Here is a 23795-nt window from a genome sequence, read left to right as displayed (position 1 = left end):
TCCCCATATACAAAAGAAAAAACGCGAACGTGCTAGAAAACACACTCGCGCCGTATTTTTAACGACCTACTTACATCATGCCGCCCATCTGTGACATCATTTGCTGTGATTGTTGCTGCGCCTCTGCCATTGCTTGTTCCATGCGCCTAAATTGATCCCAATAACGATCTTCCGTTTGTTGAAGGCGGCGTTCGAAATTCGCCATTTGATCTTCGGCTTGATTGATTTCACGTCCCAAAGTAAAGTTGTCATTCGTCGCTGAAAACTCATTGCCCGCACGTTCCGTCAGTGAATCCGTCGTCTGACTAATTTGATCACGCATTTGTCGAGCAATCCCTTCTCCTGTCCCTGTACTCCAGGACGGCCGATCACTCTCTTCACCGTCATCACTTCCATCACTTGCAAACAGTTGATAGACAGCTTCTGGATCATCCTCTACAGCTGAACGCAATTCATCTTCATCAACGACAAGCTGACCACGCTGCAAATAATCATCTGATGTTTCAATCCCAACATCCGTGAGGTGGGTGATCTCGTCACTGCCTGTGTGAACTTGATCATAAGCAACATTTCGCAAACCGTCGAGTCCACTTCGTAAAATCTGATCATTTCGTAATAAACCACTTCGCGAACGCTCTTGCCACATTTCTACTTCTCTTTCTTCCATTTCCTGCATTTGTCGATCTGTAAGCACCTGGTATTCGCGATCATATTCTTCACTGATCTTTTCATCAACATCGATGATCAACTCATTGTATGTATCAACAAATTCAAGGATTTCATCGACCATATGATCGGCATCTGTTTCCACATTTAAGTTAACGGAACCGTCTTCGGCATCAAACTGGTCGTGCAATGTGATTTCTACTCCGTTGTAGTCGAAACTGTTCGATTGACGCTCCGTTGTCATCCCGTTGACGGTGAACTCGGCATTTTGGGCTTTTGTTAGGCTCGCACCTTCAATGTCATCAATATCTTTATCACTATAATCTCCCTCTTCACTGTCATCAGGTAATTTTAATCCTTTCGTTAAAAAATCACCTTCAAACTTGATCTCACGTTCGTACCCTTCACCATCTTCACTATCAAGTTCAGTATCAGGATTATACACCCCCGTTTCATCACGCGTAACTGACACTTTCCCTGCAAACTCGTCATAAAACATCGTCACACCTGCATCTGAACTATTAATGTCGTCGATGATGTCATTGAGTGAATCGTCCGTATCGATCTCAATCTCATCATCATCACCTTGTTGATTTCCGTCTCCATCGTAGGTGATGATTTTATTGCCTTCTAAATCAACATCATCTAACCCTAGCAAATCCATTTGTTCCTCCAACGGCGCATCCGGATCAAGATCCTCAAAATCATCAATCTCCCCACCAACAACTGTCTCTGGTGTCGCAAGTTGTTCCACTTCATCAATGCGAATATTAAAATCACCGACATCCGCACTCGCTCGCGCCGAAACACGACTTTCATCCGAACTCGTGACATCCTTTTGCATCATATTCCCACGCATGGTTAAATCATTGAAAAGTTTATCATCAAAACTTTGAAACTTCATATTCATTTCACGATACTCATCGACCTTCAATTCTAACTCATTACGATCCGATTCCATACGGTCGAGCGGTTCACGCTCAAGTTGCATCAATTCACGGACTTGATTATCAACATCCATCCCCGATGCCATCCCCATCATACGATTGCTATTATTGATGATATCCGTCATCATTTCTCCTCCTTAATCGTTCCGTTCCTAAAGTGATTTCTCTATGTAAAAGGAAAAAAGACAAGCATCATTGCCTGCCTTTTCGTTTGTGAAACAAAATCAAGATTATAATCGTTCGTCGACAAGCATGCCGACACTCTCCATCATCGAAGCAACCATATCGAGAAACTTCTCTGGCGGCACCTCACGAATGATCTCATCCGTGCCACGCTCCATCACTTGAACATACACACGGTCCAACTGATCATGAATTTGAAACTCAAGGTCACGGAAATTTTTCGCCATAAATTCATTCATTCCCTCAACCTTCTCCTCAAGCGTCTCACGATCCCAAGACTGATCTTGCCCTTTCTTTACGGTCTCGCGAATCGACTCACTAACTGTCTTCTCCCCTTCATGACCTTTTCTATCACTACTCAAAGTCTCCCCCCGAGACTCCGGAAACGACATTGCGCCATCGATTTTCACGCTACACCACACTCCCTTCAAGAGAAAAGAAATCACCATCTACTCTTTATATCGGAATCCCACGACAAAAGTTTATAAAAACTTTTTGAAAAGAAGAGAAATGTGGATAATTCATACAAGATTTTCCTTCACTATGATTTGATGTACACTTCCTTGCCAACGACAGAAACATCAATCCCCGTCATTTCGAAGAAAGCTGTTCCGAAAATGACGTGATATTCATCGGTTTAAAATAAAAGTACCCTTGCGCGAACCGACACCCTTTATTCACTAAAAAGTCACGCTGTTCTTCTGTCTCAACACCTTCAGCAAGGCAAGCATAACCAAGCTTTTCCGACAATAAAATGAGCGCCTCCAAAACATCTTCAGACCGTTGATCAACACCGATCTGTCTAACAAACGAACGATCGATTTTCACTTTATCAACTGGTAACTGCATTAAGTATGAAAAATTAGAATAGTCGGTACCAAAATCATCAATCGAAATGAGAACACCAGCCTCTTTCAACATCGCTAAGTGATCCTGCGTATTGAGTGTCGAAAACAACTGTACACTTTCGGTAATCTCTACTTCCAACGAGCCCTTTGGAATTTTATATTCATCGATCCAATATAAAATCTGTTCCATAAACGTTCGGTTCGAAAGTAACGCCGTCGGTAGATTAAGTGCGACACTCCCTTTATAACCATCATCGTTTTGCCAAACCGTCAAAGATGTCATCACTTGATCAAGCAACTTTTCCGTTAAAGGTGTCATTAAACCGCTTTCTTCAGCGATAGGAATAAATGTCATTGGTGAAATCATCCCAAACTCCGGATGGAGCCAACGCGTTAAAAATTCTGCACCTATAATTTTCCCTGTGTCCATTTCTACTTGTGGTTGGACGACAAAATAAATATCATCATTTTCTAATGCTGCACTAAAATCCTCCAGCAATTTCACTCGATAACTTAAATCTGTATGCATCTGTTTTTCATATGTTTTTACTTCGTCGCCCTTCGTTTTTATCCGTTTGGCACTGTACATCGCCGTGTCAGCTGCTCTCAATAAATCTCCTTTCGTTTCACCATCATCTGGAAAATAACTTATTCCAATACTTGCTGAAACGGTATGTTCATTATCTGCGATCTGTATCGGCCGCTGAATTTCTCGTAATAACAACTTAGAAAACATCTCACGGTTATGTCCCGCTTTTCCATCACGATTCTCAATGAGCACTACGAACTCATCACCGCCAAAACGGGCAATGAAATGCTCTGAACCTAAAAAGTTTTTTAGGCGTTTCGCCATTTCTTCTAGCAGCAAATCCCCTTCGGCATGACTATAAAGGTCATTAATCCTTTTAAAATCATTCAAATCAACGAATAATACAGCAAATGTTTGGCCTTGTGTTGATGCACGTTCAATCATGTCATCGATCGCTTGATCCAAGTACTTTCGATTAGACAAATGCGTCAATTCATCATAATAGGCGGAAAAACGTAGTTGTTCTTCGGTACGTTTCCGCTCATCAATGTTTTGAAAATATATTGAACAACCTCCGCGCTGTCGAGGATAAAAGTGAACTTGATACCATGCATCAAGTCGAGGGTAATATTCTTCCATCCGCACAGTTTCTTTGTCGTCAACTGCACGGTAAAAACCGTCTGCAAATTTCGTTCCTTCTAAGTCTGGAAAAACTTCAAAATAATCACGGCCTAATAATTCTTCTGTGTCCATTTGTAAAATTTCCGCAGCCCGATCATTTACGTAAAAAAATGTATGATCCTCAGAGATCCCTAAAAACCCGTCTGTAATGCTTTCAAGGACTTCATAGACTTCGTTTTTGTATTCAACCACATCGGTAATGTCTATATGTCTTACCATCACGGCATAGGTCTCGTCTTTGTCATTAACAACTGGTGAAACGGACATTTTATACCACCGATTTTCATCACCGATTTGATATGAGTACGTTTGTTGATAGACTGTTTTTTCATATATCACTTCTTGCACAATTTCTGTAGGCAGAGGTCTGCCCTCTTCTTGTAAAACATCTAGATAATTAACACCGATGCCGAATTCCTTTGGATCATGACGAATTTCTTTCGCAAAACTCATCCAGGAAACGTTAACAATGATGATTAATCCTGTTAAATCAAGGACAGCAATTTGGTCATCAATACCATCGACAAACTGTTGAATTTTTTGCAGTAATTGTTGTTCAGCGTTCATATGTATCACCTGAGTTATTATGAAGTCTCTTGTTTCACGACATATTTCGACGTTCTTTTACATGTCTTGACTTATTATAGCGAAAGAATGCCCCGTTGCCTATATATTCCGACAAAATCTTCTTTTTTTCATTTTCCCCGACATGTCTTTTTTAACACGTGCGATAGCCCAATTAAAAAAAATCCTGTACGGCTCACCTCCGCACAGGATTTGACTTTATCTTCAAATTTTTTGTCCTTGAATTGGTTTTGGTTCTTGGAGGTCAATCTCTTGTTGTTTTAAATCAACAGATGATACTTGATAATCGTCTGCGAAAGATCCTTCTGGTTCTTCTAAGAAGAAGTAACAGTAGACAAAGCTAAACAATGCGCCAGCACCTAAAATCATAAAGAACTGTGTCGGCGTGACAAATGTATAAATCGTCAAATAGATAACAGACCCGACGTTCCCATAAGCACCGGCCATACCAGACACTTGACCGGTCAAACGCTTTTTCACAAATGGGATAATCGCAAAAGTTGCACCCTCTGCGCCTTGGATAAACAGTGACGTTAACAATGTGACAAGAATCGCCAAAATCAGCGGCCATCCGGAGTTGATTCCAGCCATTGCGAATAAACCGATACTGATTCCAATCATATAAATGAGCATTGTGACTCTACGGTTCCCCATGCGATCCGATAACCAACCACCGACGGGACGGGCAAACAAGTTAACAAATGCAAACGATGAAGCAACGAGCCCGGCTGTTGTCGGTGTTAAGTCAAATGTCGTTAAGAAGAAGATCGGTAACATTGATATAATCGCAAGTTCTGCACCAAAGTTCGCAAAATATGTCGTATTCAGTGCTGCTACGTTATTAAAATTGTAACGATCGTCCTCTGGTACGCCGCGCCGCAAAATTGGCAAGTTAACACGTAAAATTTGTACAATTTGATACACCGTTGCAACGACTAAAACTGCGATAATCCCATACCAAGCACTTGCGGACAAAAAGCCCATATCCATCAAACGCCAAGCTAGTACCGCAAGTGCACCGTTCAGCGGAATCGTCCAAATGATCAATTGCACGAGATCTTTATAAGAGCTAACTTCCATTGCTGAAACGTTTTTAGCACGGTGAAACGTCTTTCCTTCTGGTGTATCACGAACCGTAAACATATAAATAAACCCGTAAACGAGAGAAACGAGACCGGTAAAAGCGATCGCATAACGCCAACCATCATCTCCACCGAAAAATTGTAATGCCACCCACGGCAAAATCATCGCACCTGCCGCTGAACCAAAATTCCCGAATCCTGCGTAAAAACCTTCTGCAAAACCAACTTTTTTCGGTGGGAACCATTCTGATACCATGCGGATCCCAACGACAAAACTCGCTCCAATACAACTAATAAACAAACGAGCAATTAATAACTGCATCCATGACGTACCGAATGCAAACATAAACACCGGTACAGACATAATAATGAGTAACCACGAAAACACAAGACGCGGTCCATATTTATCTAAAAGCGCACCAATCACAACACGAGCTGGTATCGTCAACGCTAGGTTCACAATCGCTAGCGCTTCTAAGTGGCCACTCGTGAGCCACCCTTCCGACTCCACCATTGACGCCGATAGTGGCGCCATATTAAACCAAGCAAAAAACGATACGAAAAACGCAATCCAAGTTAGATGTAACGTACGAATTTGTTCATTTTTTACATCCATCACTTCATTTGGTCTCATTTCCTCACTCCCCCTCAAATCATGTTCAAGTAATCACAAAGTTTTCATTATCCCCCACCTAGCAAACCCCAATACTTGCTAAATGATGAAATGCACTCTTATTTAAGCAAGTTTTTTGTTTGAAATAAAGTGACAATGATCACATTAATACAAATGTCACACCGATGTAAATAATAAGTTCGTTTTCGTGACAGATGTCACAGTGGTTTTTGGTATTTTACTTACACTTATTTTCAGCAAAATTAGAGGAGCGCTTAAACATAAAAAACTGCAGAGTGAACGCAACATCCACCTCTGCAGTATATATCAAATCGTCGTTAAAACTGTTTCGTTGTTTGATTTAGTCTTTCTGTCGTTTCCGATAAAGTCTCAGTTGAGGATGTAATCTGATTGACCCCTGCTGATAAAGTTTGAATTTCAGCAACGACCTCGTCAATATAAGAGATACTTTCATCCATCGAAGATACAATTCCCTTGAACACGTCTCTTGTGACAACGAAATCTTCGTTCCCATCTTCCACACTTTGATCGACGTCATTTAGCGTAGAAACGACTTCCGCCATATGATGATGGTTTTCCCCAATGAAACCAGTAATCTTTTCAGCTGAATCTTTCGTTTGTTCAGCTAACTTTCTTACTTCATCAGCAACCACCGCAAATCCTTTCCCGTGTTCGCCCGCTCTAGCAGCTTCAATGGCTGAATTTAATGCTAGAAGGTTCGTTTTATCAGCAATATCTTTAACCAGATTGACGACTTCTTCAATCTTCATTGAGGAGTGTTGAAGATTTGCAACCGTTTCTTGCAGATTTTGCGCGTTATCTTGAATCTGCTTAATTCTTTGGTTAAGCTGATCCATTTTGTCAAAGCCATCTTGAGCAAGTTTTTGCGTTTTCTTTGATTGTTCTTCCGTTTTATTCACAGTTCCTAACATCTCATCACTACTTGAAGCGAGCTCTTCCATAGAGGCACTTGTTTCTTCACTAACGGCTGCCAATGAAGTGACAGTTTCTGAGATTTGCCCTTTTAATTGATCTCTTATGCTATCTTTTTCCTCAAAGGCTTTTCGATTTTGATTGTAGCCTTCCTCTAAAACTAATTGTTGTTCAAAATTGAACACTTTGGTTACAGCGCTTACAAAACACTTAAAATCCTCTTTACTTTCAATCGAATCATATGCAACATCTATTATCCGACTTTGCAATAATTGAAAAGCTCCGATGTACCATTTAGGTTCTAAGCCAATTTGAAAATGTACCCGAGCAATCGTGAGTCGCTTTTCGATATACGATTGATTGAACTCACAGTTAAACATTTCGATAATATGTTGAGCTAATGTTTGTTTTAAGCGGTCAATACGACTATGTTTTTCAATAATATGTTTCAAATGTTCGTTGGCTAACAGACGTCCATAAAAAGCTTCACTCAATTCATCTAAATGTTTCTGCAATACTGGTTTCATTTGCTTAACGATTCTTAAATCTGCTTCTGTCAATCCAATCAAAGATAACTCTTCGCTAAAATCTTCTGTATCAAAATCAATAAATACTTCCTGTTGTTCACTCATTTGCGAGAGACTTTCCTCTTTCTTGGACTTTTTCTTTTGAAGAAATCCAATAGGGCTCATTACGACCGAAACACCGCCTTCATTATAAACGACAACAAGAGAGGTTTATGTATGTATTCTCTCGTCCATCGCATTTTATTTCATTTACATAGTGTTAATAATTACATTATCGGCCTTTTTTTACTATTTTTCAACAAAAATACATCATTAAAAAAGACGCCTCTTATGGCGCCTTCGTAAATTATTTTTCTAAATAATACAGTTTTGTACACCGCATGTTTCACAAACGAGCAGATCACGAAAGAAATCAATGTCTTTAATAAAGTAATAACGATTTCTTTTTTCAACCACGCCTTTGTCACGCCATTTACTTAAAATTCGACTCACTGTTTCCCGAGAAATCCCTAAGTGTTTACTAATATCTTGCACGGCAAACTGCTCTTTAATGAGAACACCATCGGGCATTTGTTTTCCATACATATTTTTGGCGCGAATAAAAAATGAAGCAACCGCTCCTTCCGAACCAAAAACGAGGTAATCCCGCAACTTCGCTTTGCTCGCTTCAAGGGCCTCTGACACCCATTTCGTAAATTGCAAACCTAAACGACCATTTTGCTCCATCAACACTTCCATATCTGCCTTCTCAATATAGTAAAGATCCGTATCTTCCATCGCTTGCGCCGAGTTTGAATACGTCGCCCCACTAAAGATGCCGATTTCACCAATACAATCCATCATCCCACGTACAAATACGGTGATCTCTTTATCAGGGAGCATTTCTTTAAAAACACGAACTGTCCCTCGACTAATAAAGAAAATACGTTTCGCTTGCCCACCTTCAACGAAAACGTAATTTCCGGCAGGAACATGGATTTTTTTTGCATTAGCCATCAACATGTCATAATCATGAGATTCTAAACGTGCTAATAACGGTTCCATCTTTCCACCCCGTTCTAGGAAAATCATAAACTTGTCTCTAACATTATCATATTACTTTTAATTATACACCATTGCGCTTATTCACGGGGATAATTAATATTAGAAGCCCCTTCCAATATCATGTAAAATGATGAAAAATCATAGGACAGAAACGCATTCATGTTCAAGAACCGGTGTCGCATGGTTTGACACATGAAACCTTAGATTCAATTCGTAAACATTTATTTCACAGTAAAGCGGTTCGTATATTGTTGTAATGACTCCGCACGTTTGGCAAGGGATTCTGAAGCACTTGTAATTTCATCCATCGATGCGTTTTGTTCTTCAGCACCTGCAGCGACTTGCTCAGCACTCTCGGTAAATTCACTCGATTGCTTGGCAATGACATCCATATCCTTGTTCATTGCCTGTGTCGATTCGGTCATTGCTGAAGATACACGTAATGTTTCTGCCACACTTTTATTGACCACCTGAATTGCTTCTAAAATATCTCGAAATGCTTGGTCTGCTTCTTGCATCGATGTACGACCTTGTTTCGATTTTTCCTGGCTGTCGTCCATACTCCGCTCGGCTTGTTCCATATCTTTTTGTATTGTGGAAATTTTCTCTCGAATCTTTGCAGCTGATGTTGATGATTCTTCTGCAAGTTTACGAACTTCATCTGCAACGACTGCAAATCCTTTTCCGTGCTCACCAGCACGAGACGCTTCAATCGCCGCATTTAGCGCCAATAAATTCGTCTGTTCAGCAATATTTGTAATCACATTAATAATGTCACCGATTTCTGAAGATTGTTTCGTTAATTGTGAGATCACCATTGCGAGGTTTTCATTCTTCGAATCGATCTCTTTCATTTTTTCCATCGTTTCAGAAATCATTTCGTTACCTTGTTGGGATATGTCATTAGCTTGACGACCGGAAGTTTTCACATTTTCTAATTGTTCTAGTATCTCCTTGTTCCCTTTGCTAACTTGATCAGACCGTTGTTTCGTTTTCTCTACAGTGTCAGCCTGCTTTTGCGCCCCTTCAGATACAGTAACAATAGAATTTGTCATTTCATCTGATGCTGCTCGCGACTCTTGGGCGCTCGCCATTAATTGCTCAGATGTTGCTGCGACTTGTTCGGATGACTGTATCACTTCAGAGACCATTTCATGTAAATTACTCATCATGTCATCGAAGTTCCTCGCCAAGTCCCCAATTTCATCATTTCGTCCTGTTAAATGTGAAGGGTCTGTCGTCAGATCCCCTTGGGCAACTTTTTCCGTGTGTGTTTGAAGCGCTCGGAGTGGTCGAACTAAGCGTTGCCCTTGAGAAAACGCATAAATAATCGCTGCTACAACGACGAGAAGCGCCGCTATCGAACTAAACATGAACATCGACTCATACATTGTGCGACTGTCTTCGTAAACTTCTTCAGAAATGCTTTCGTTAAGAACAATCAGCTCTTCTAAAGCAACACTTGCTTGATTGAACGGAATGCCCCCATCTTGTAATCCTGAATGCGCCTGATCATATTCATTGTTACGGACAAGTTGAATATTATTTTCAACAATGACAGCAAAATCTCCCCAAGAAGTCGCGAAGCTTTCAAACAGTTCCTGATGATCGACTCTTGTCAAATGCCCTTCATAACGATCAATGATTGCATTAATTTGTTTTAGATTTTCTTCAGCTATATATGTCGGTTCCTCTTCTTCATCCAAGACAGACGTGACCATTTGTACACGTGTATTTTCAGCTAACCGATTCATTTCTGCAAGCTCCGTTAATGGAACGACGCGGTCTTCATACAACTCATGAACATTCTCCTGCACCGTCGTTGTCCCATAGAGCGTGAGAAAAATAATCACAGCTAGCACGCCTATTAAAATCGCATAAGAAACTAATAATTTTCCTTTAATTTTCACTTCGTACTCCCCCTACGTCTAAATCAAAAAAGTGATAAGGTTAGGGTGATATTCCCACGCCTTATCATCTTATCTATCAACAACTTTATTAACATATCATAAATAAAACGACATTTTGATTGTTTAATCGACATTTCCCTCCTTATACACAAAACTGTCACAATTAAAAAAGGAAAACCATCCCACGAGGTAGAATGACCTACGAGCGAATGGTTTTCCCTTTCATACTAGATATATAGACCTGTTCAACTCATAGCGTTTAACTGCAACACTTATGACATTAAACGCTTTTCCCCTTCAATTTCCTGAATTGGCGCGATGTTTTGCGTAAATTCTAACGTACCAAGGTACGTTCCCTCTTCATCACGCACCGCAAAATAACGAATCAACACATACTTATCTTTCAAAGGAATCCAAAAGTCTTCGCTATCTTTTTTCCCAGATTTAAAGTCTTCTAGAATTTGATTGACGATATGCACACTTTGCGGTGGATGACAGTTTTGCACCGTACGGCCAAGTTGCGCTGTTGACCGATGGAAAATGCGATCTTTCCCGTGTGAGAAGTAACGGAAAATATCCTGATCATCAATAAACGTCAAGTCGATCGGAAGATGATTCATAATCAACTCCAACTGCTTAATCGACACCGTCCCTGTTTCCATACGAACGATCCCCTCGTCTAACGTACGCTCCGTTTGCACTCGTTCCCGCTTTGGCTTCCAAGCTTGCGGCGCTTCAATAAAGCAATAGCCAAGCTCATCACTCTCCGCCTCAATCTCAATCCACTCATCTTCCGTCAAATGCTGCAACGCCATCGGAAGCAAAATATTCTCCTCTTTAAAGATCATATCCGACACTTCTTTAATGACCCATTCAAGCTGACTCACCATATCTTCATGCGTCCACTCACCATCCATAAGTTCAAGACGCGCTTTCTTCATCGCTGCACGAATCCTGTCATCCACACCCCACATCACTTGCGTCGGGCCATGGATACCATACTTCTCTAGATATGGTAACAATAAGTTTTCTTTTCGTTCATAATGCTTTCCAATTTCTAATAAACTCGTTAAATCGTCGATCAGTTTCTGAACGGTCTCTTCATTTGCTTCTCGCACAAATTGGTCTTTGTGCAAAGATAAACGGAAATTGACGAGCGGATCAATTTCTTTATTTTCCAAAACAAAGGTATGCACGGGGTGACCTGGTTCTTGCCCTAAAGCTTCTGATTCGTGAATCTCTTCGATCGATCCTTTGAACACTTCGGTATGGACAGAGCAGAGGCGTTGTACCTCTTCGACAGGGATGCCTTCTTCTTCCATTAATGATTGTTCCATTTGGGAAATTTCGCTAACGCTCACTTCTTCGATCGCTTCTTCGAATTTTGCCTTAACGTCGTCAACGTTTTTGCCATCGTGCAATTCTTTAATGATTTCTTTTAATAAGGCTTGACGTTCACTCGTTTCGTTTTTCTTCGCTTTACGATTGTTAATTAATTCACTCATGATAAAGCCTCCCTAATCAATGATTGTAAACCCGTTCGCCTGAAATGCTTCTGTGACTTTTTGTAAAGGAATGTTTTTGACTCGACACCCTTTTGGGATCGTCATCACTCGCCCTACGGATTGAAGCATGCCTGGCTTTGTCATATTTTCAAATCCAAGTTCCACCATAATATCGATGATTTCTGGGTAGTCTGTGCTTAACTCATAAACGGAACGCTTTAGTGACAGTTGCTTTTCCATCTGAGCGCCTCCAGTTTTTTTATTTATGTCAATTGCGATTGATAACTATTTTCAATAACAGCTTACCACGGAATATTTTGATCTTTAGTGATTCGTATCACAATGAACGAAAACGATGTTAAAAAACGTGGAGTCAGACTATTGCTGTGGATAAAAAAGCGCTATCATCCACAAGTGGCGCTAATTTGTGGATAATTGGAGTTAACAGATGTGAATAATCAGATTTTTGTGTATAAGTTTTCTGTTTTTATTTATTAATGCTGGGGATAAGTGGAAATGAGATACGAAACTGTGCATAACTGCGTTCATTTATACACAGTTTCCACGGATTTGTTTATATAAGGATCGAATGCGTTTGCTAAAATCGGAAAGTTATGCACAGGTACGGTACAATGATAAATTGTGGTGAGTGGACGGGTTTGGGCTGTTGCTCTTATTGATGACCCGTTTGATCGCTTTTTTTGTTCGTACGGCTCCCCCTTACTTCTAAGCAATAACTTTTTCCCACTCAAAAAAACCAGTTGCATCTATTGCAACTGGTTTATATTCTAGGTCTCATTTCGCCACATCAATAATGCGCCCTTCAACCGTAGTATCAACTTCTCCTAATTCGGCAACGTAGTCGCGCAACACTTCCCAATCGCTGAGGCCTAAATCTTTGACGCGCCCTTGTTCATATGCCGAGGCGAGGATGTCATATCCTTCTCCACCATAAGCAAGAAAGTTGTTTGTGACAACATAGTACGTTTGATCATCATCGATGGCCATCTCATTGTCGCCATCCTTTACTTGTACAGATTGAATACGGCTTCCTACTTCAGCTTCATGATCATACGTATACGCAAGTCCAGAAACATGTAAAAAGCGCCCACTCTCACGTGGCGCCGTTTTTACGCTTTGCTCGAGCACAGCTTTGATTTCCTTTCCTGTAAGAGCGGTCACCGCTAACGTGTTACCGAAGGGTTGTGCTTCAATGATTTCACCAATCGTTATCGGACCTGCTTCAATCGGAGCGCGGATACTACCTCCGTTCATGAAAGCCATGCTTACTTGAGGATCGACAGCTTGCGCTTCGTGTAACATCGCATCTGTGATTAAATTTCCTAGTGCTGTCTCACTATTACGAACGCTTTCGCCTTCCCCATCGCTTTTAACACGAGGATTAGGGAAATCACGCATAGCAACACCGCCACTTTTTTCATTTTTCACTTTGTCTACTTGCTTTGCGTATGGCTCAAGCACCTCCATAGCTTCAGGGTCTGGCTTTTTCTCTGTCACATCAATTAACTGGCCGTCGTAATCAATGACATCTCCGTTTTCATCAAAGCCGACGTTAACGTGTCCTAAGTATTGTCCGTACTCTCCTGCTTGCACGATGACAGTTGGGGACATCTCCTCGCCTGCTGCGTTTTCTGTGACGACATACGGTTCTTGTAAAATTGTATGGCTATGTCCTCCGACGATGACATCTATACCTTCTACGTTTGCTGCTAAAGACAAATCGTTACGAGCGTCTGGATGAACGTCAAAACCGATGTGCGTAAGAGCGATAATTTTATCAACGCCTTCAGCTTCAAATTGTTCGACCATCTTTTCTGCTGATTCGAGTTCATCTTGAAACGACACGTAATAAGGGCTCGAACTGTTTTTCGTCGTTTCTGTATCGATGCCGAAAATACCGACCTTCTCACCGGCAACTTCTTTGATGATCCCTTCATACATGGCGCCTGCTTCCGGTTCATGATGGACGCCTTCTTTAAACACTCTGGAAAGCCCTTGATCGGTCGTGAAGTTGATATTCGACGCAACGACTGGGAAGGTGGCGGAGCTGATAAAGTCAACCAGTTCTGGGTGGCCAGCTTCTTTTCTTCCTAAGTCGAATTCATGGTTTCCTAAGCCCATGGCGTCGTATGACATGTGGTTCATGAATAGAAGGTCGGCTTGGGCGTGAAACATGTGAAAGTAAAGGGTGCCTGAGAAGATGTCGCCTGCGTGTAGTAGTAGTGTGTCTGGGTGGTTGGCGCGTACTTCGTTGCTGGCTGTGATGAGTTGTGGGAAACGTTCGACGTGTCCGTGGATATCGTTGGTGTGCATGATCGACAACTGAAACGGGACTTCGTTGTCGGTGTCGGCAGCTTGTGAGTATGTTGGGATGATGCTAGTGGCGATGATGACAAGGAAAAATATGATGCGGACATGGTGCTGAATGGCCGTTTTCATATTCATGATCGTTCTCGCCCCCTATGAATTTCTGTGAACGTGATTATGGTTTACAGTCGTTCATAGAAATATGAGGTTGTCTGTGAAAAAAACGGGACATGACCGTTGTTCGTGGCATGCCCCGTTTCGTATGAAAATTAAGCGGTTTGATTTGGTTGCGTCGTGCCTTGGTCGTCATCATCAAATCCTTCATTTCGATCAACGATCACTGCACCTGATGCGTCTCCGATAACGTTTACGCCTGTTCTGAACATGTCGAGAATCCGGTCAATACCCGCGATCAAGGCAATCCCTTCTAATGGGAGGCCGAGGTTTGTGAGTACGAGCGTCAACATGATCATACCTGCTCCTGGAACGCCGGCTGTTCCGATGGAAGCGAGTGTCGCAATGAGAACGACCGTCATAAGATCCATTGCGGTAAGGTCAATGCCGTAAAATTGTGCGATAAACAACACGGCAACACCTTGGTAAATCGCGGTTCCGTCCATGTTAATCGTCGCACCGAGCGGCAGAACGAAACTGCTCGTTCCTTTCGAGACACCGAGGTTCTCGGTCGTATTCTTGATCGTAAGCGGTAGCGTTCCTGCACTACTTGCGGAACTGAAAGCAAAAATCCCCGCTGGCGCAATCCCTTTAAAAAATCGAATCGGGCTCATCTTTCCGAGCACACGTACGGCAAGTCCATATGTAATCACCAAATGGATCACGCACGCGACAGCCATCGCTAAAACAACTTTGAAAAGTGGTAGTAACACGGACAAGCCATGATCACCAATGATCGGTGCGACTAACCCGAATACACCAATCGGCGCTAGTGCAATCACAAAGGTTGTCACCTTAAACATTACTTCTGAAAACCCTTCGAAAAATTGTAGAACTGGTTTCGCCTTTTCACCAACAGCTGCGATCCCAATCCCTAAAAAGAGTGCAAAGAAAATAATTTGTAAAATATCCCCTTGCACGAGGCTTTCAAATGGATTTTCTGGAATGATTTGAAGCAACGTATCGACGACGCCATCCGTCGCTTCCGTCTCAGCTGCACTTTCATCAATACTTTCTGCCGGAACATCTACGCCAGCACCAGGGGCAAATAAATAACCCATCCCTAAACCGAGCGTAATCGCAATTGCTGACGTCGTTAAATAGTAAGCGACCGTCTTACCACCAAGGCGGCCAATTTTCTTCAAGTCTCCAGTGCCAGCAACACCAACGACGAGCGTCGCTAAAATTAATGGCGCAATAATAAATTGAATAAGACGTAAAAATGCATCACCAAGAGGCGAAACCACCTCTATTTCTGGGCCGACAATCGCTCCGAGAACAATCGCTAGCACAAAAGCAATCGTAATCTGCGTCAAAAAATTAATCCTCATTGCTTCCCCTCCCCATAAATGAAATTCTTCTCAAATCCAACCCCTTTCTGAATATTTCCAATATCGTATCATAATGAATTTTCATAGCACAATAAGCTTTCAGAAAATAATAACAGTTTTATTCACACTGAGAGACGATCCCTCACCTATTACCATGGCTATTCATGAACATCATCCGATTTCCTTGAATTTCCTCCATTTTTAGACAGTCCGGTATTTATAGACTTATGGACTGAACGATATTCTTCGTTCGTTCATAGCATCTGATTTTTAACGCAAGAAAGCACCACAGTTGTTCAAAGTTTACTTGTGAGGTACTCAAGGTCCGAATGTCGACGGTCTTCGGACAGGTTCACTGATTTTTCTACTTAAACTGTCCGAACAACGACTACCTTCGGACAACTTTACTCCTTTTTCCACTCAAACTGTCCGAATAACGCTCATCTTCGGACAGGTTTACTCCTTTTTCAACTCAAACGGTCCGAACAACGACTATCTTCGGACAGGTTCACTGATTTTTCTACTCAAACGGTCCGAACAACGACTATCTTCGGACAACTTTACTCCTTTTTCCACTCAAACTGTCCTAATAACGCCTACCTTCGGACAACTTTACTCCTTTTCCCACTCAAACTGTCCGAACAACCCTCACCTTCGGACAACTTTACTCCTTTTTCCACTCAAACTGTCCGAACAACCCTCACCTTCGGACAACTTTACTCCTTTTTCCACTCAAACTGTCCGAACAACCCTCACCTTCGGACAGGTTCACTGCTTTTGCTCCTCAAACTGTCCGAACAACGCCAACCTTCGGACAACTTTACTCCTTTTTCCACTCATACTGTCCGAACAACCCTCACCTTCGGACAACTTTACTCCTTTTTCCACTCAAACTGTTCGAACAACCCTCACCTTCGGACAGGTTCACTGCTTTTGCTCCTCAAACTGTCCAAAACTCGACCTTTAGTAGACCATTCAGTACCGTATAGAAGGATTCGTTCAAACCGCGTGAATAAGATGTCACAACTTTTTGTAATAAAACGTTGATCTAGCAATAAAAAAACGCATGAGATTTTCTATGTAAAATCCCATGCGTTCCCCTTTTGTGATTTGATTGTTTGCACCTCTGAAGGAAAACAGCTATCGTTCAAACTGAGGTTTTACGCCAGCACTTCCCGTTCAATTTGCTTCATCTCATAAAAATACCCTTTTTTCGCCATCAACGTCTCAAAACTACCTGACTCCACAATCTCACCGCCATCCATGACGATAATTTGATCCATCCACTCCAACCCCTTCAGCTGATGACTGACGAGGACGAGCGTATCATCTTGTGAATGATGAAGAATCAGCTGATGGATCTCACTTTCCGTAACCGCGTCCAAAGAAGACGTCGGTTCGTCAAGTAACCACAGTGACCCGTTCTTTAACACAGCTCTTCCGATCGCGAGTCGTTGCTTCTCGCCACCTGATAAGTTTTCCCCTTTTTCATAAACAGGATCGTCGAGGGAAAAGCCATCTAGTTTCACTTGCTCAAGTACTTCTGCTAACCTTTCATCTGCCAAATCAGATCCGGCGATTTGTAAATTATCGCGGATCGTTCCGTAGAAAAAGTGGTTATGCTGTAAAACGATTCGGGTATGTTCCCAAAGTTGTTCTTTATTGATCTCGTTTAAAGGGGAACCATTAATCGAACATTCCCCCTCTTGAATCGGATACATTTTCATAAGCATTTGCAAAAGCGTTGATTTACCTGACCCACTTGGACCGACGATCGCCGTCTTAGAACCAACTGGAAGATGAAAGTCCACACCCTTTAAAACAGGACGAGGCTGATCTGGGAAACGAAATGTAATGCCGTGACCTGAGATTTCAATGTTTTCCATAAAAAAAGCGTCTTCATGCGGTGGTGGTTCTTCTGGTGTTGATTCGGCTGTAACTGTATAAAGTCGTTCAGCGGCGTGGCGACTACTTTCATAATTACTTGGAAAAGAAGCCATCGGCGTCGCCGATTCAAAGACAGTAAGTGAAATTAAAACGAGCATGGCTAAAAACACACCATCTAATTGGCCGCTTTCGACCGAAAAAGCCCCGACAAGTAAGACAAACCAAGTAATGAGAAAAGCGATTTGACTATTAATCGTTTCGCTGTACGATTGGTGAATCGTTTCTTTTTCTTGCTCATTAATATAGTCCATTGAGGCACGGCTCATCTCATCCTCACGCTTTTCAAGCTGTCGGTGAATTTTTAAGTCACGAAATCCGTAAAGGAGTTCCGTCGCTTCCGCAGATAAATCCCCGCGCTTTTCCCGAACATTGGCATCGACGTAGCGCTCACGAACGGCAAACCAAGCAGGAATGACGAAACCTGTTAAGATGAATCCGATGAACAATAGAAGCGCGCTATATAAAGAATAAAAATACGTAAAAAGAATCGTACTAAAAAACACGATAAGCATGACAATCGGAGGATAGACGACGCGTAAAAACAAGTATTGTAAACTCTCCACATCACCGACGACACGCGATAATAAATCACCACTGCGATATTTTTGAAATATCCCCGGCGCATGAGGCTCTATACGTTCATAAAAATACGTCCTCAAGTGACTAAGCATCGTAAATGTCGCTTGGTGAGAGAAGTACCGTTCACCGTAACGACTGCCAGCCCTTAGTAGCCCGAAAAAGCGTACGGCAATGATCGTCGCGGTCAATGTATACAATGGTGGTTGGAGCGCGGATTTAGAGATTAAATACCCACTCGCTGCTAACAAGCCAACCGAGGCAATTGCGGCGAGAAAGCCGAATACGATCGCCAAGAAGACGTTCTTTTTCTCTATCATGATTAACCGAGTCACTTGCATGACAGCTTTCATCAGGCCTGTTCTCCTTTCCTCGCCATCACCATTTCATTATAGCGCGGTGATGTGGCTAGCAATTGTTCGTGTGTTCCGTGAGCTTCAATCGATCCTTCTTCTAACAAAATGATTTGATCAGCTTCTTTGATCGTATAAAGCCTGTGAGCGACGATGAACACTGTCGCACCTTTGGAAAGCTCGTGAATCGACTCTTGTAAAATTCTTTCTGTTTTCAAATCTAAACCGACCGTCGGTTCATCGAACAAAATCATTTGCGGCTGTTTTAGAAACGCACGTGCTAAAGCGATACGCTGCATTTCTCCTCCTGATAAACCGCGTCCCGCTTCACCGATATCCGTTTCATAACCATCCGGCAGTGCTGCGACCATGTCTGTGAGTCCCGCTTTTTTAACTGCGCGCTCCACCTCTTGTTGACTCGCCTCAGGTGCGCCTAAACGAATGTTATCTGCAAACGTCCCAGAAAAAAGGTATGGGTGCTGTGAAATATAGCTTAATTGATCAAACCAAGCACTTTCACGATAGCTCGTGAGTGGTTGACCTTCGACACGGATTTCTCCATCTTCTAATGGCAATAATCCAGACAAAAGATTTAATAACGTTGATTTCCCCGCCCCACTTCTGCCGACGATTGCCACTTTACTTCCTGATGGCACCTTAAAATCAAGGGTTTTAAGCACTGGCTGATCGTCTCTATATGAAAACGAAACATTTTCCACTTCCAACGACGGTGGCGCTGTTGTCGTTAAATTGTTTTCTCCCCATTCAACAACCTTTTCTCGTTTCGTCCATTCGTCAGCGATTGTTTTCGCCGCTGCCATACTGCTACGCCCTGTGTGAAATGTACTCCCTAAATTTTTCAATGGTAAATATAACTCAGGAGCTAGTAAGAGAACGAAAAACGCCGTCATAAATGTCAATTGACCATAAACGAGACGAAGGCCTACTTCAACGGCGATCATGGCCGTGCTGATCGTTGCTAAAATTTCTAACATTAAAGCTGATAGAAAAGCAATTTTTAAAACGTCCATCGTCGTTTCTCGAAACGCGATACTTTTTTCATGAATCGATTGCCTTTCTCGTTTTCCGCGTCCAAAGATTTTCAACGTCGTTAACCCTTGAAGCGTATCGAGAAAATGTCCTGAGAAGCGCGTCATTTTCTCCATTTGTTTAGCCGCTTTCTTTTCGGACATGCTACCGATAAGTATCATAAATACAGGAATTAAAGGCGCCGTAATGAGCATAATCAAACCTGAATACACGTTTTGTGTAAACACGACGACGAGAATCATAAGCGGTACAATCACCGTTTGGATGACTTGAGGAAAATAACTACTAAAATAAGCGTCGACTTCATCGACAACGTCCATGAGCGTACTCACTTTTTGACCTGATTGCCCTTGTACAGATGCTTGTAATGGATCATGAACATATTGATGAAGGAGTCTCTCACGATAATTTCTTTTCACTTTGGAGGCCATTTTTATCCCTGTACGGGTTATGATGTGTTGGATGAATCCTCTGATTAAAAAAACGAGCAATAGGACCGCAAATAACGGAATGACCTCGCGTACCGCTTCTCCTTGAAGGAAAACACGATTGACGATAGATGCAATTGCATAGGCTTGTCCGATGATCACGATTCCTGAGATGGTAGATAAAAAAATGAGAAGAAACATTCGGCGCTTTTGCGCGAATGCTTCTTCGTTCAGTTGTTTCATTAACATGCTTTTAGTACCCCGCTCTCTCGTGACTTGCTTTTCCGCGGAACATATAATATACAAACGAGGTATAGCCAATCACGATCGGCATCCCGATCAATGCAATAACGAGCATGACCGTCAACGTATAGTCGGATGACGAGGCATTATAGATCGTCAAGCTTTGTGTCGGATCTGATGCGACAACTAAATTCGGGAATAAACCTGCCGCAAGCGTGATAAATTTCGTTGCAACGATCAGTGAAGTCGTGATAAAAGCGGCTTTGAAACGTTGTGCTCCCACCATACCTGGCACCATCAACATCGCAACAACAGATAAGATCGGAATCACAAACAACACTGGCTGAGCTAAATAATTATCAAACATGTGTGGCACAAATATAAATGTTGCTATTGTTCCAACAACCCAAGCAAGCAACAATGTCACATTGAACGTTTTCGTGAGCTTGATCGCTCGCTGTTGCAAATCCCCTTCCGTCTTTAAAATCGTATAAGACGCACCTTGAAGTAGAAAACCGATTAACCCAATCACGCCAAGAATAAGTGCATAAGGGTGAAGAAGTTCGAAAAACGTTCCGACATAGTTTTGTTCAGCATCCAACGGAATCCCAAGTACAAGATTCCCCATCGCTACGCCGAACAGTAAAGCTGGGATCAAACTACCAATCATAAACATTTTCCCCATTAGCCGTTGCATAGGCGGGTCGTCTTCACATTTAAAATAATACTCTATACCTACCGCCCGAAAGATAAGACCAAACAAGACGATCATCATCGCCAAGTAAAATCCGCTAAACACGGTGGCATAGACGAATGGGAAGGCGGCGAATAGCGCACCACCTCCAGTGAGAAGCCACACTTCATTGCCATCCCAAACGGGTCCGATGCTGTTAATTAATGTTCGTTTTTCATTTTCAGTTTTTCCTAAGTTGTAAAAAAGGACGCCAATGCCAAGGTCAAATCCATCTAAAATTGCGTAACCGACAAACAATATCGCTAGTAATAGAAACCAAATGAGATGTAAGTCCATTAGGCAAGACCTCCTTTCTCTTCTTGCTCCTCTAAGTGTTTAAATGATTCATCCATATCGAATTTCTTCACTTCTTTTCTCATTAAATAGATCATTAAGTAGGTGAGAAATGCATATACCGCAACAAATAGACCTAGAGATATCATTACTTCAGCTGTCGATATGTTAGATACAGCTTCTTCGGTTCGGAACAATCCATACACCGCCCAAGGCTGACGTCCCCATTCCGTGACAATCCATCCTGCTGAATTGGCTAAATAAGGTAGCGGCAAGATCCAAAGTGCTGTTTTCATCACTTTCGGCTTTTCAAATATCGTACCTTTTCTCCATTGATAAGCGAGGTACAGATACCAACCAATAAAGAAGATGCCTAATGTGACCATGACACGAAAAGCGATGAAATTGCCCATAATATTCGGTCGATCCTCGACAGCGAACTCTTCAAGGCCGGTGACTTCCGCACCTACATCATCGTGTGTAAGGAAACTTAATAAACCAGGAACCCCCACTTCAAAGCGGTTCGTTTCATTTTCTATATCTGGTATCGCAAGCAACAGCAGTGGTGCATTTTCTTCCGTTTCCCAATGTGCTTCATAAGCCGCCAATTTCGCAGGCTGATATTCCCCGACGAGCTGAGCATGGCTATGACCTGAAAATGCTTGTAGTACACTGAATACAAGACCAAAAACCAACGCTATTTTTATTGACTTTTTCGCTAACGGTATGTTCTTTTTCTTTAAAATAAAATAAGCGCTAATCGCAATGACGAATACAGATGCTGTAATATAAGCGCCTTCTATGACGTGCAAATAACGAATCATCGTTGTAGGGTTAAAAAGCGCTTCTGAAAAGCTTGTCATTTCCGCGCGCCCTAACTCTTCATTAACTTGATAACCAGCAGGTGTGTGCTGCCATGAGTTGGCCGCAATAATCCAAAATGCTGATAAGTTTGTTCCAAATGCAACCATTAATGCTGCAAAAAAACGCATACCTCGCGAAATCTTGTCACGTCCAAACACGAGTAACCCGATAAACGTAGACTCTAAGAAAAACGCAAATACACCCTCTGCCGCAAGCGGTGCCCCAAACACGTCACCGACAAAACGGGAGTAAGCTGCCCAGTTCGTTCCAAACTGAAACTCCATCGTAATCCCTGTAGCAACCCCAACAGCAAAATTAATTAAAAATAATTTCGTCCAGAAACGAGCCATTTTGTCATAAAGCGGATCTTTCGTCCGCCAATAACGAAACTCCATAAACGCAATTAAAACCGCTAAGCCTAGCGTTAGCGGGATAAAAAAATAGTGGACGACCGCTGTGAACGTAAACTGCAGTCTTGATAATAACAACGCATCCACTAAAGACCCCCCTCCCCGAATTTTACTTATTATATTTTTATAAGAATTATTATTAACCTCATTGTATCTAATATCTGCCAATTGTTTGTGAAGAGCGCGTGAACAATGTGTGAATATTTCTTGACTATCGCAACTTTTTGATTTCGGAAATATAATAAATGAAAATTCAATAGCTAACGAATATTCTTTTCTTCACATAGCATAATCGTTGATTTAAAGCATTTTCAGGTAACATAAAAGTTTGATCATCTTCTTTCTCATTTGAATGTAAGGTTAATACCTAAGTTGACATATCGATATTTAAAGGTTAAAATTCAATAAATATAATGAGACTAAAAAAGCTTTAGCATCTAACTAATGAAACAAATTGGCTGGATGAAAAAGCAATCTAAAGGATTTTCCCTTCAGCATTTACAATAGGTGGGGACTAGTTATGACAAAGAAAACAAAAGGTTCCGTTGAAGCAGAAATCAGTAAGGCTTTGACGCATTGGGAAAAGGATTACCTCGGGCGTGGCTCTGTCTCCGTGAAGAGTGACATTTTACGAGATATGATTATCGTATCTTTACGTGGCGTTCTGACACCTGCGGAATACTCACTTTGCGATACCAAAGAAGGGAAGTTTTCGGTCAAGAGAATTCGCTCTGAATTGGTTGAATCAGGTGTAGAGTATCTGAGAAAATTAATTTATGAAATGACTAATCATGAAGTGATTAGTGTCCATACTGATTTAAGTACGAAAACCGGAGAGCGAATAATCGTGTTTAAATTAGCGTCAAATTTAGAAGATACGTTTTAACAATGAACGGGAGATTCTCAAAAAACTACGGTTAGTTGAGGATAAACCGACAAATTATGCGATGGCAGGTCCATGTAAGACCTTTATCGCTAAATTTGTCGGTT

16 protein-coding genes are annotated in these 23795 nt (G+C 41.8%); 1 reads left to right on the top strand and 15 read right to left on the bottom strand.

Features of this window, described 5'->3' with window-relative positions:
- Positions 1 to 70: 70 nt before the first annotated feature.
- The 15 genes from fliD to HNQ41_RS07700 all read right to left on the bottom strand — a co-directional run bounded on the left by fliD (position 71) and on the right by HNQ41_RS07700 (position 22892).
- Entirely contained in the window at positions 71 to 1738 is a 1668-nt protein-coding gene (gene fliD, locus HNQ41_RS07770) for a flagellar filament capping protein FliD (protein ID WP_184663849.1), read from the bottom strand.
- A gap of 105 nt (positions 1739 to 1843) precedes the next feature.
- The gene (locus HNQ41_RS07765; protein WP_246421541.1) at positions 1844 to 2158 is read right to left on the bottom strand and encodes a flagellar protein FlaG; all 315 of its coding nucleotides are present in this window, start codon (positions 2156 to 2158) and stop codon (positions 1844 to 1846) included.
- 229 nt (positions 2159 to 2387) lie between these two features.
- The gene (locus HNQ41_RS07760; protein WP_184663848.1) at positions 2388 to 4421 is read right to left on the bottom strand and encodes a sensor domain-containing protein; all 2034 of its coding nucleotides are present in this window, start codon (positions 4419 to 4421) and stop codon (positions 2388 to 2390) included.
- A 222-nt stretch (positions 4422 to 4643) separates the two neighbouring features.
- Positions 4644 to 6155: an MFS transporter gene (locus HNQ41_RS07755; RefSeq protein ID WP_184663847.1), complete on the bottom strand. Its 1512-nt coding sequence runs from the start codon at positions 6153 to 6155 to the stop codon at positions 4644 to 4646.
- Positions 6156 to 6472: 317 nt separating this feature from the next.
- Positions 6473 to 7720, bottom strand: a complete 1248-nt coding sequence (locus HNQ41_RS07750) for a globin-coupled sensor protein (RefSeq protein ID WP_184663846.1) — start codon at positions 7718 to 7720, stop codon at positions 6473 to 6475.
- Between the two features lie 249 nt (positions 7721 to 7969).
- Complete coding sequence (locus tag HNQ41_RS07745; protein WP_184663845.1) at positions 7970 to 8659, bottom strand: Crp/Fnr family transcriptional regulator; 690 nt, start codon at positions 8657 to 8659, stop codon at positions 7970 to 7972.
- A gap of 221 nt (positions 8660 to 8880) precedes the next feature.
- Entirely contained in the window at positions 8881 to 10569 is a 1689-nt protein-coding gene (locus tag HNQ41_RS16860; protein WP_184663844.1) for a methyl-accepting chemotaxis protein, read from the bottom strand.
- 272 nt (positions 10570 to 10841) lie between these two features.
- A complete protein-coding gene (locus HNQ41_RS07735) occupies positions 10842 to 12074 on the bottom strand; it encodes a DUF438 domain-containing protein (RefSeq protein WP_184663843.1) in 1233 nt (410 codons plus the stop codon).
- 12 nt (positions 12075 to 12086) lie between these two features.
- Complete coding sequence (locus HNQ41_RS07730) at positions 12087 to 12314, bottom strand: DUF1858 domain-containing protein (RefSeq protein ID WP_184663842.1); 228 nt, start codon at positions 12312 to 12314, stop codon at positions 12087 to 12089.
- 555 nt (positions 12315 to 12869) lie between these two features.
- Positions 12870 to 14540, bottom strand: coding sequence for a bifunctional metallophosphatase/5'-nucleotidase (locus HNQ41_RS07725; protein WP_184663841.1), 1671 nt, complete (start codon positions 14538 to 14540; stop codon positions 12870 to 12872).
- A 131-nt stretch (positions 14541 to 14671) separates the two neighbouring features.
- Positions 14672 to 15907: a dicarboxylate/amino acid:cation symporter gene (locus HNQ41_RS07720; RefSeq protein ID WP_184663840.1), complete on the bottom strand. Its 1236-nt coding sequence runs from the start codon at positions 15905 to 15907 to the stop codon at positions 14672 to 14674.
- 1160 nt (positions 15908 to 17067) lie between these two features.
- Complete coding sequence (gene cydC, locus HNQ41_RS07715; RefSeq protein ID WP_184663839.1) at positions 17068 to 18783, bottom strand: thiol reductant ABC exporter subunit CydC; 1716 nt, start codon at positions 18781 to 18783, stop codon at positions 17068 to 17070.
- Positions 18783 to 20510: a thiol reductant ABC exporter subunit CydD gene (cydD, locus tag HNQ41_RS07710; protein WP_343043342.1), complete on the bottom strand. Its 1728-nt coding sequence runs from the start codon at positions 20508 to 20510 to the stop codon at positions 18783 to 18785. Before cydD ends, cydC begins: the two co-directional genes overlap by 1 nt.
- 4 nt (positions 20511 to 20514) lie before the next feature.
- The gene (gene cydB / locus HNQ41_RS07705; protein WP_184663838.1) at positions 20515 to 21534 is read right to left on the bottom strand and encodes a cytochrome d ubiquinol oxidase subunit II; all 1020 of its coding nucleotides are present in this window, start codon (positions 21532 to 21534) and stop codon (positions 20515 to 20517) included.
- Positions 21534 to 22892, bottom strand: coding sequence for a cytochrome ubiquinol oxidase subunit I (locus HNQ41_RS07700; RefSeq protein WP_184663837.1), 1359 nt, complete (start codon positions 22890 to 22892; stop codon positions 21534 to 21536). Before HNQ41_RS07700 ends, cydB begins: the two co-directional genes overlap by 1 nt.
- A gap of 433 nt (positions 22893 to 23325) precedes the next feature.
- Here HNQ41_RS07700 and HNQ41_RS07695 point away from each other — a divergent pair, with 433 nt between their 5' ends.
- Positions 23326 to 23691, top strand: coding sequence for a Na-translocating system protein MpsC family protein (locus HNQ41_RS07695; protein ID WP_184663836.1), 366 nt, complete (start codon positions 23326 to 23328; stop codon positions 23689 to 23691).
- Positions 23692 to 23795 lie beyond the last annotated feature (104 nt).

The organism is Texcoconibacillus texcoconensis, from assembly GCF_014202575.1.
GTDB lineage: Bacteria > Bacillota > Bacilli > Bacillales > Salisediminibacteriaceae > Texcoconibacillus > Texcoconibacillus texcoconensis.
This window is presented reverse-complemented; position numbering and strand designations above follow the sequence as displayed.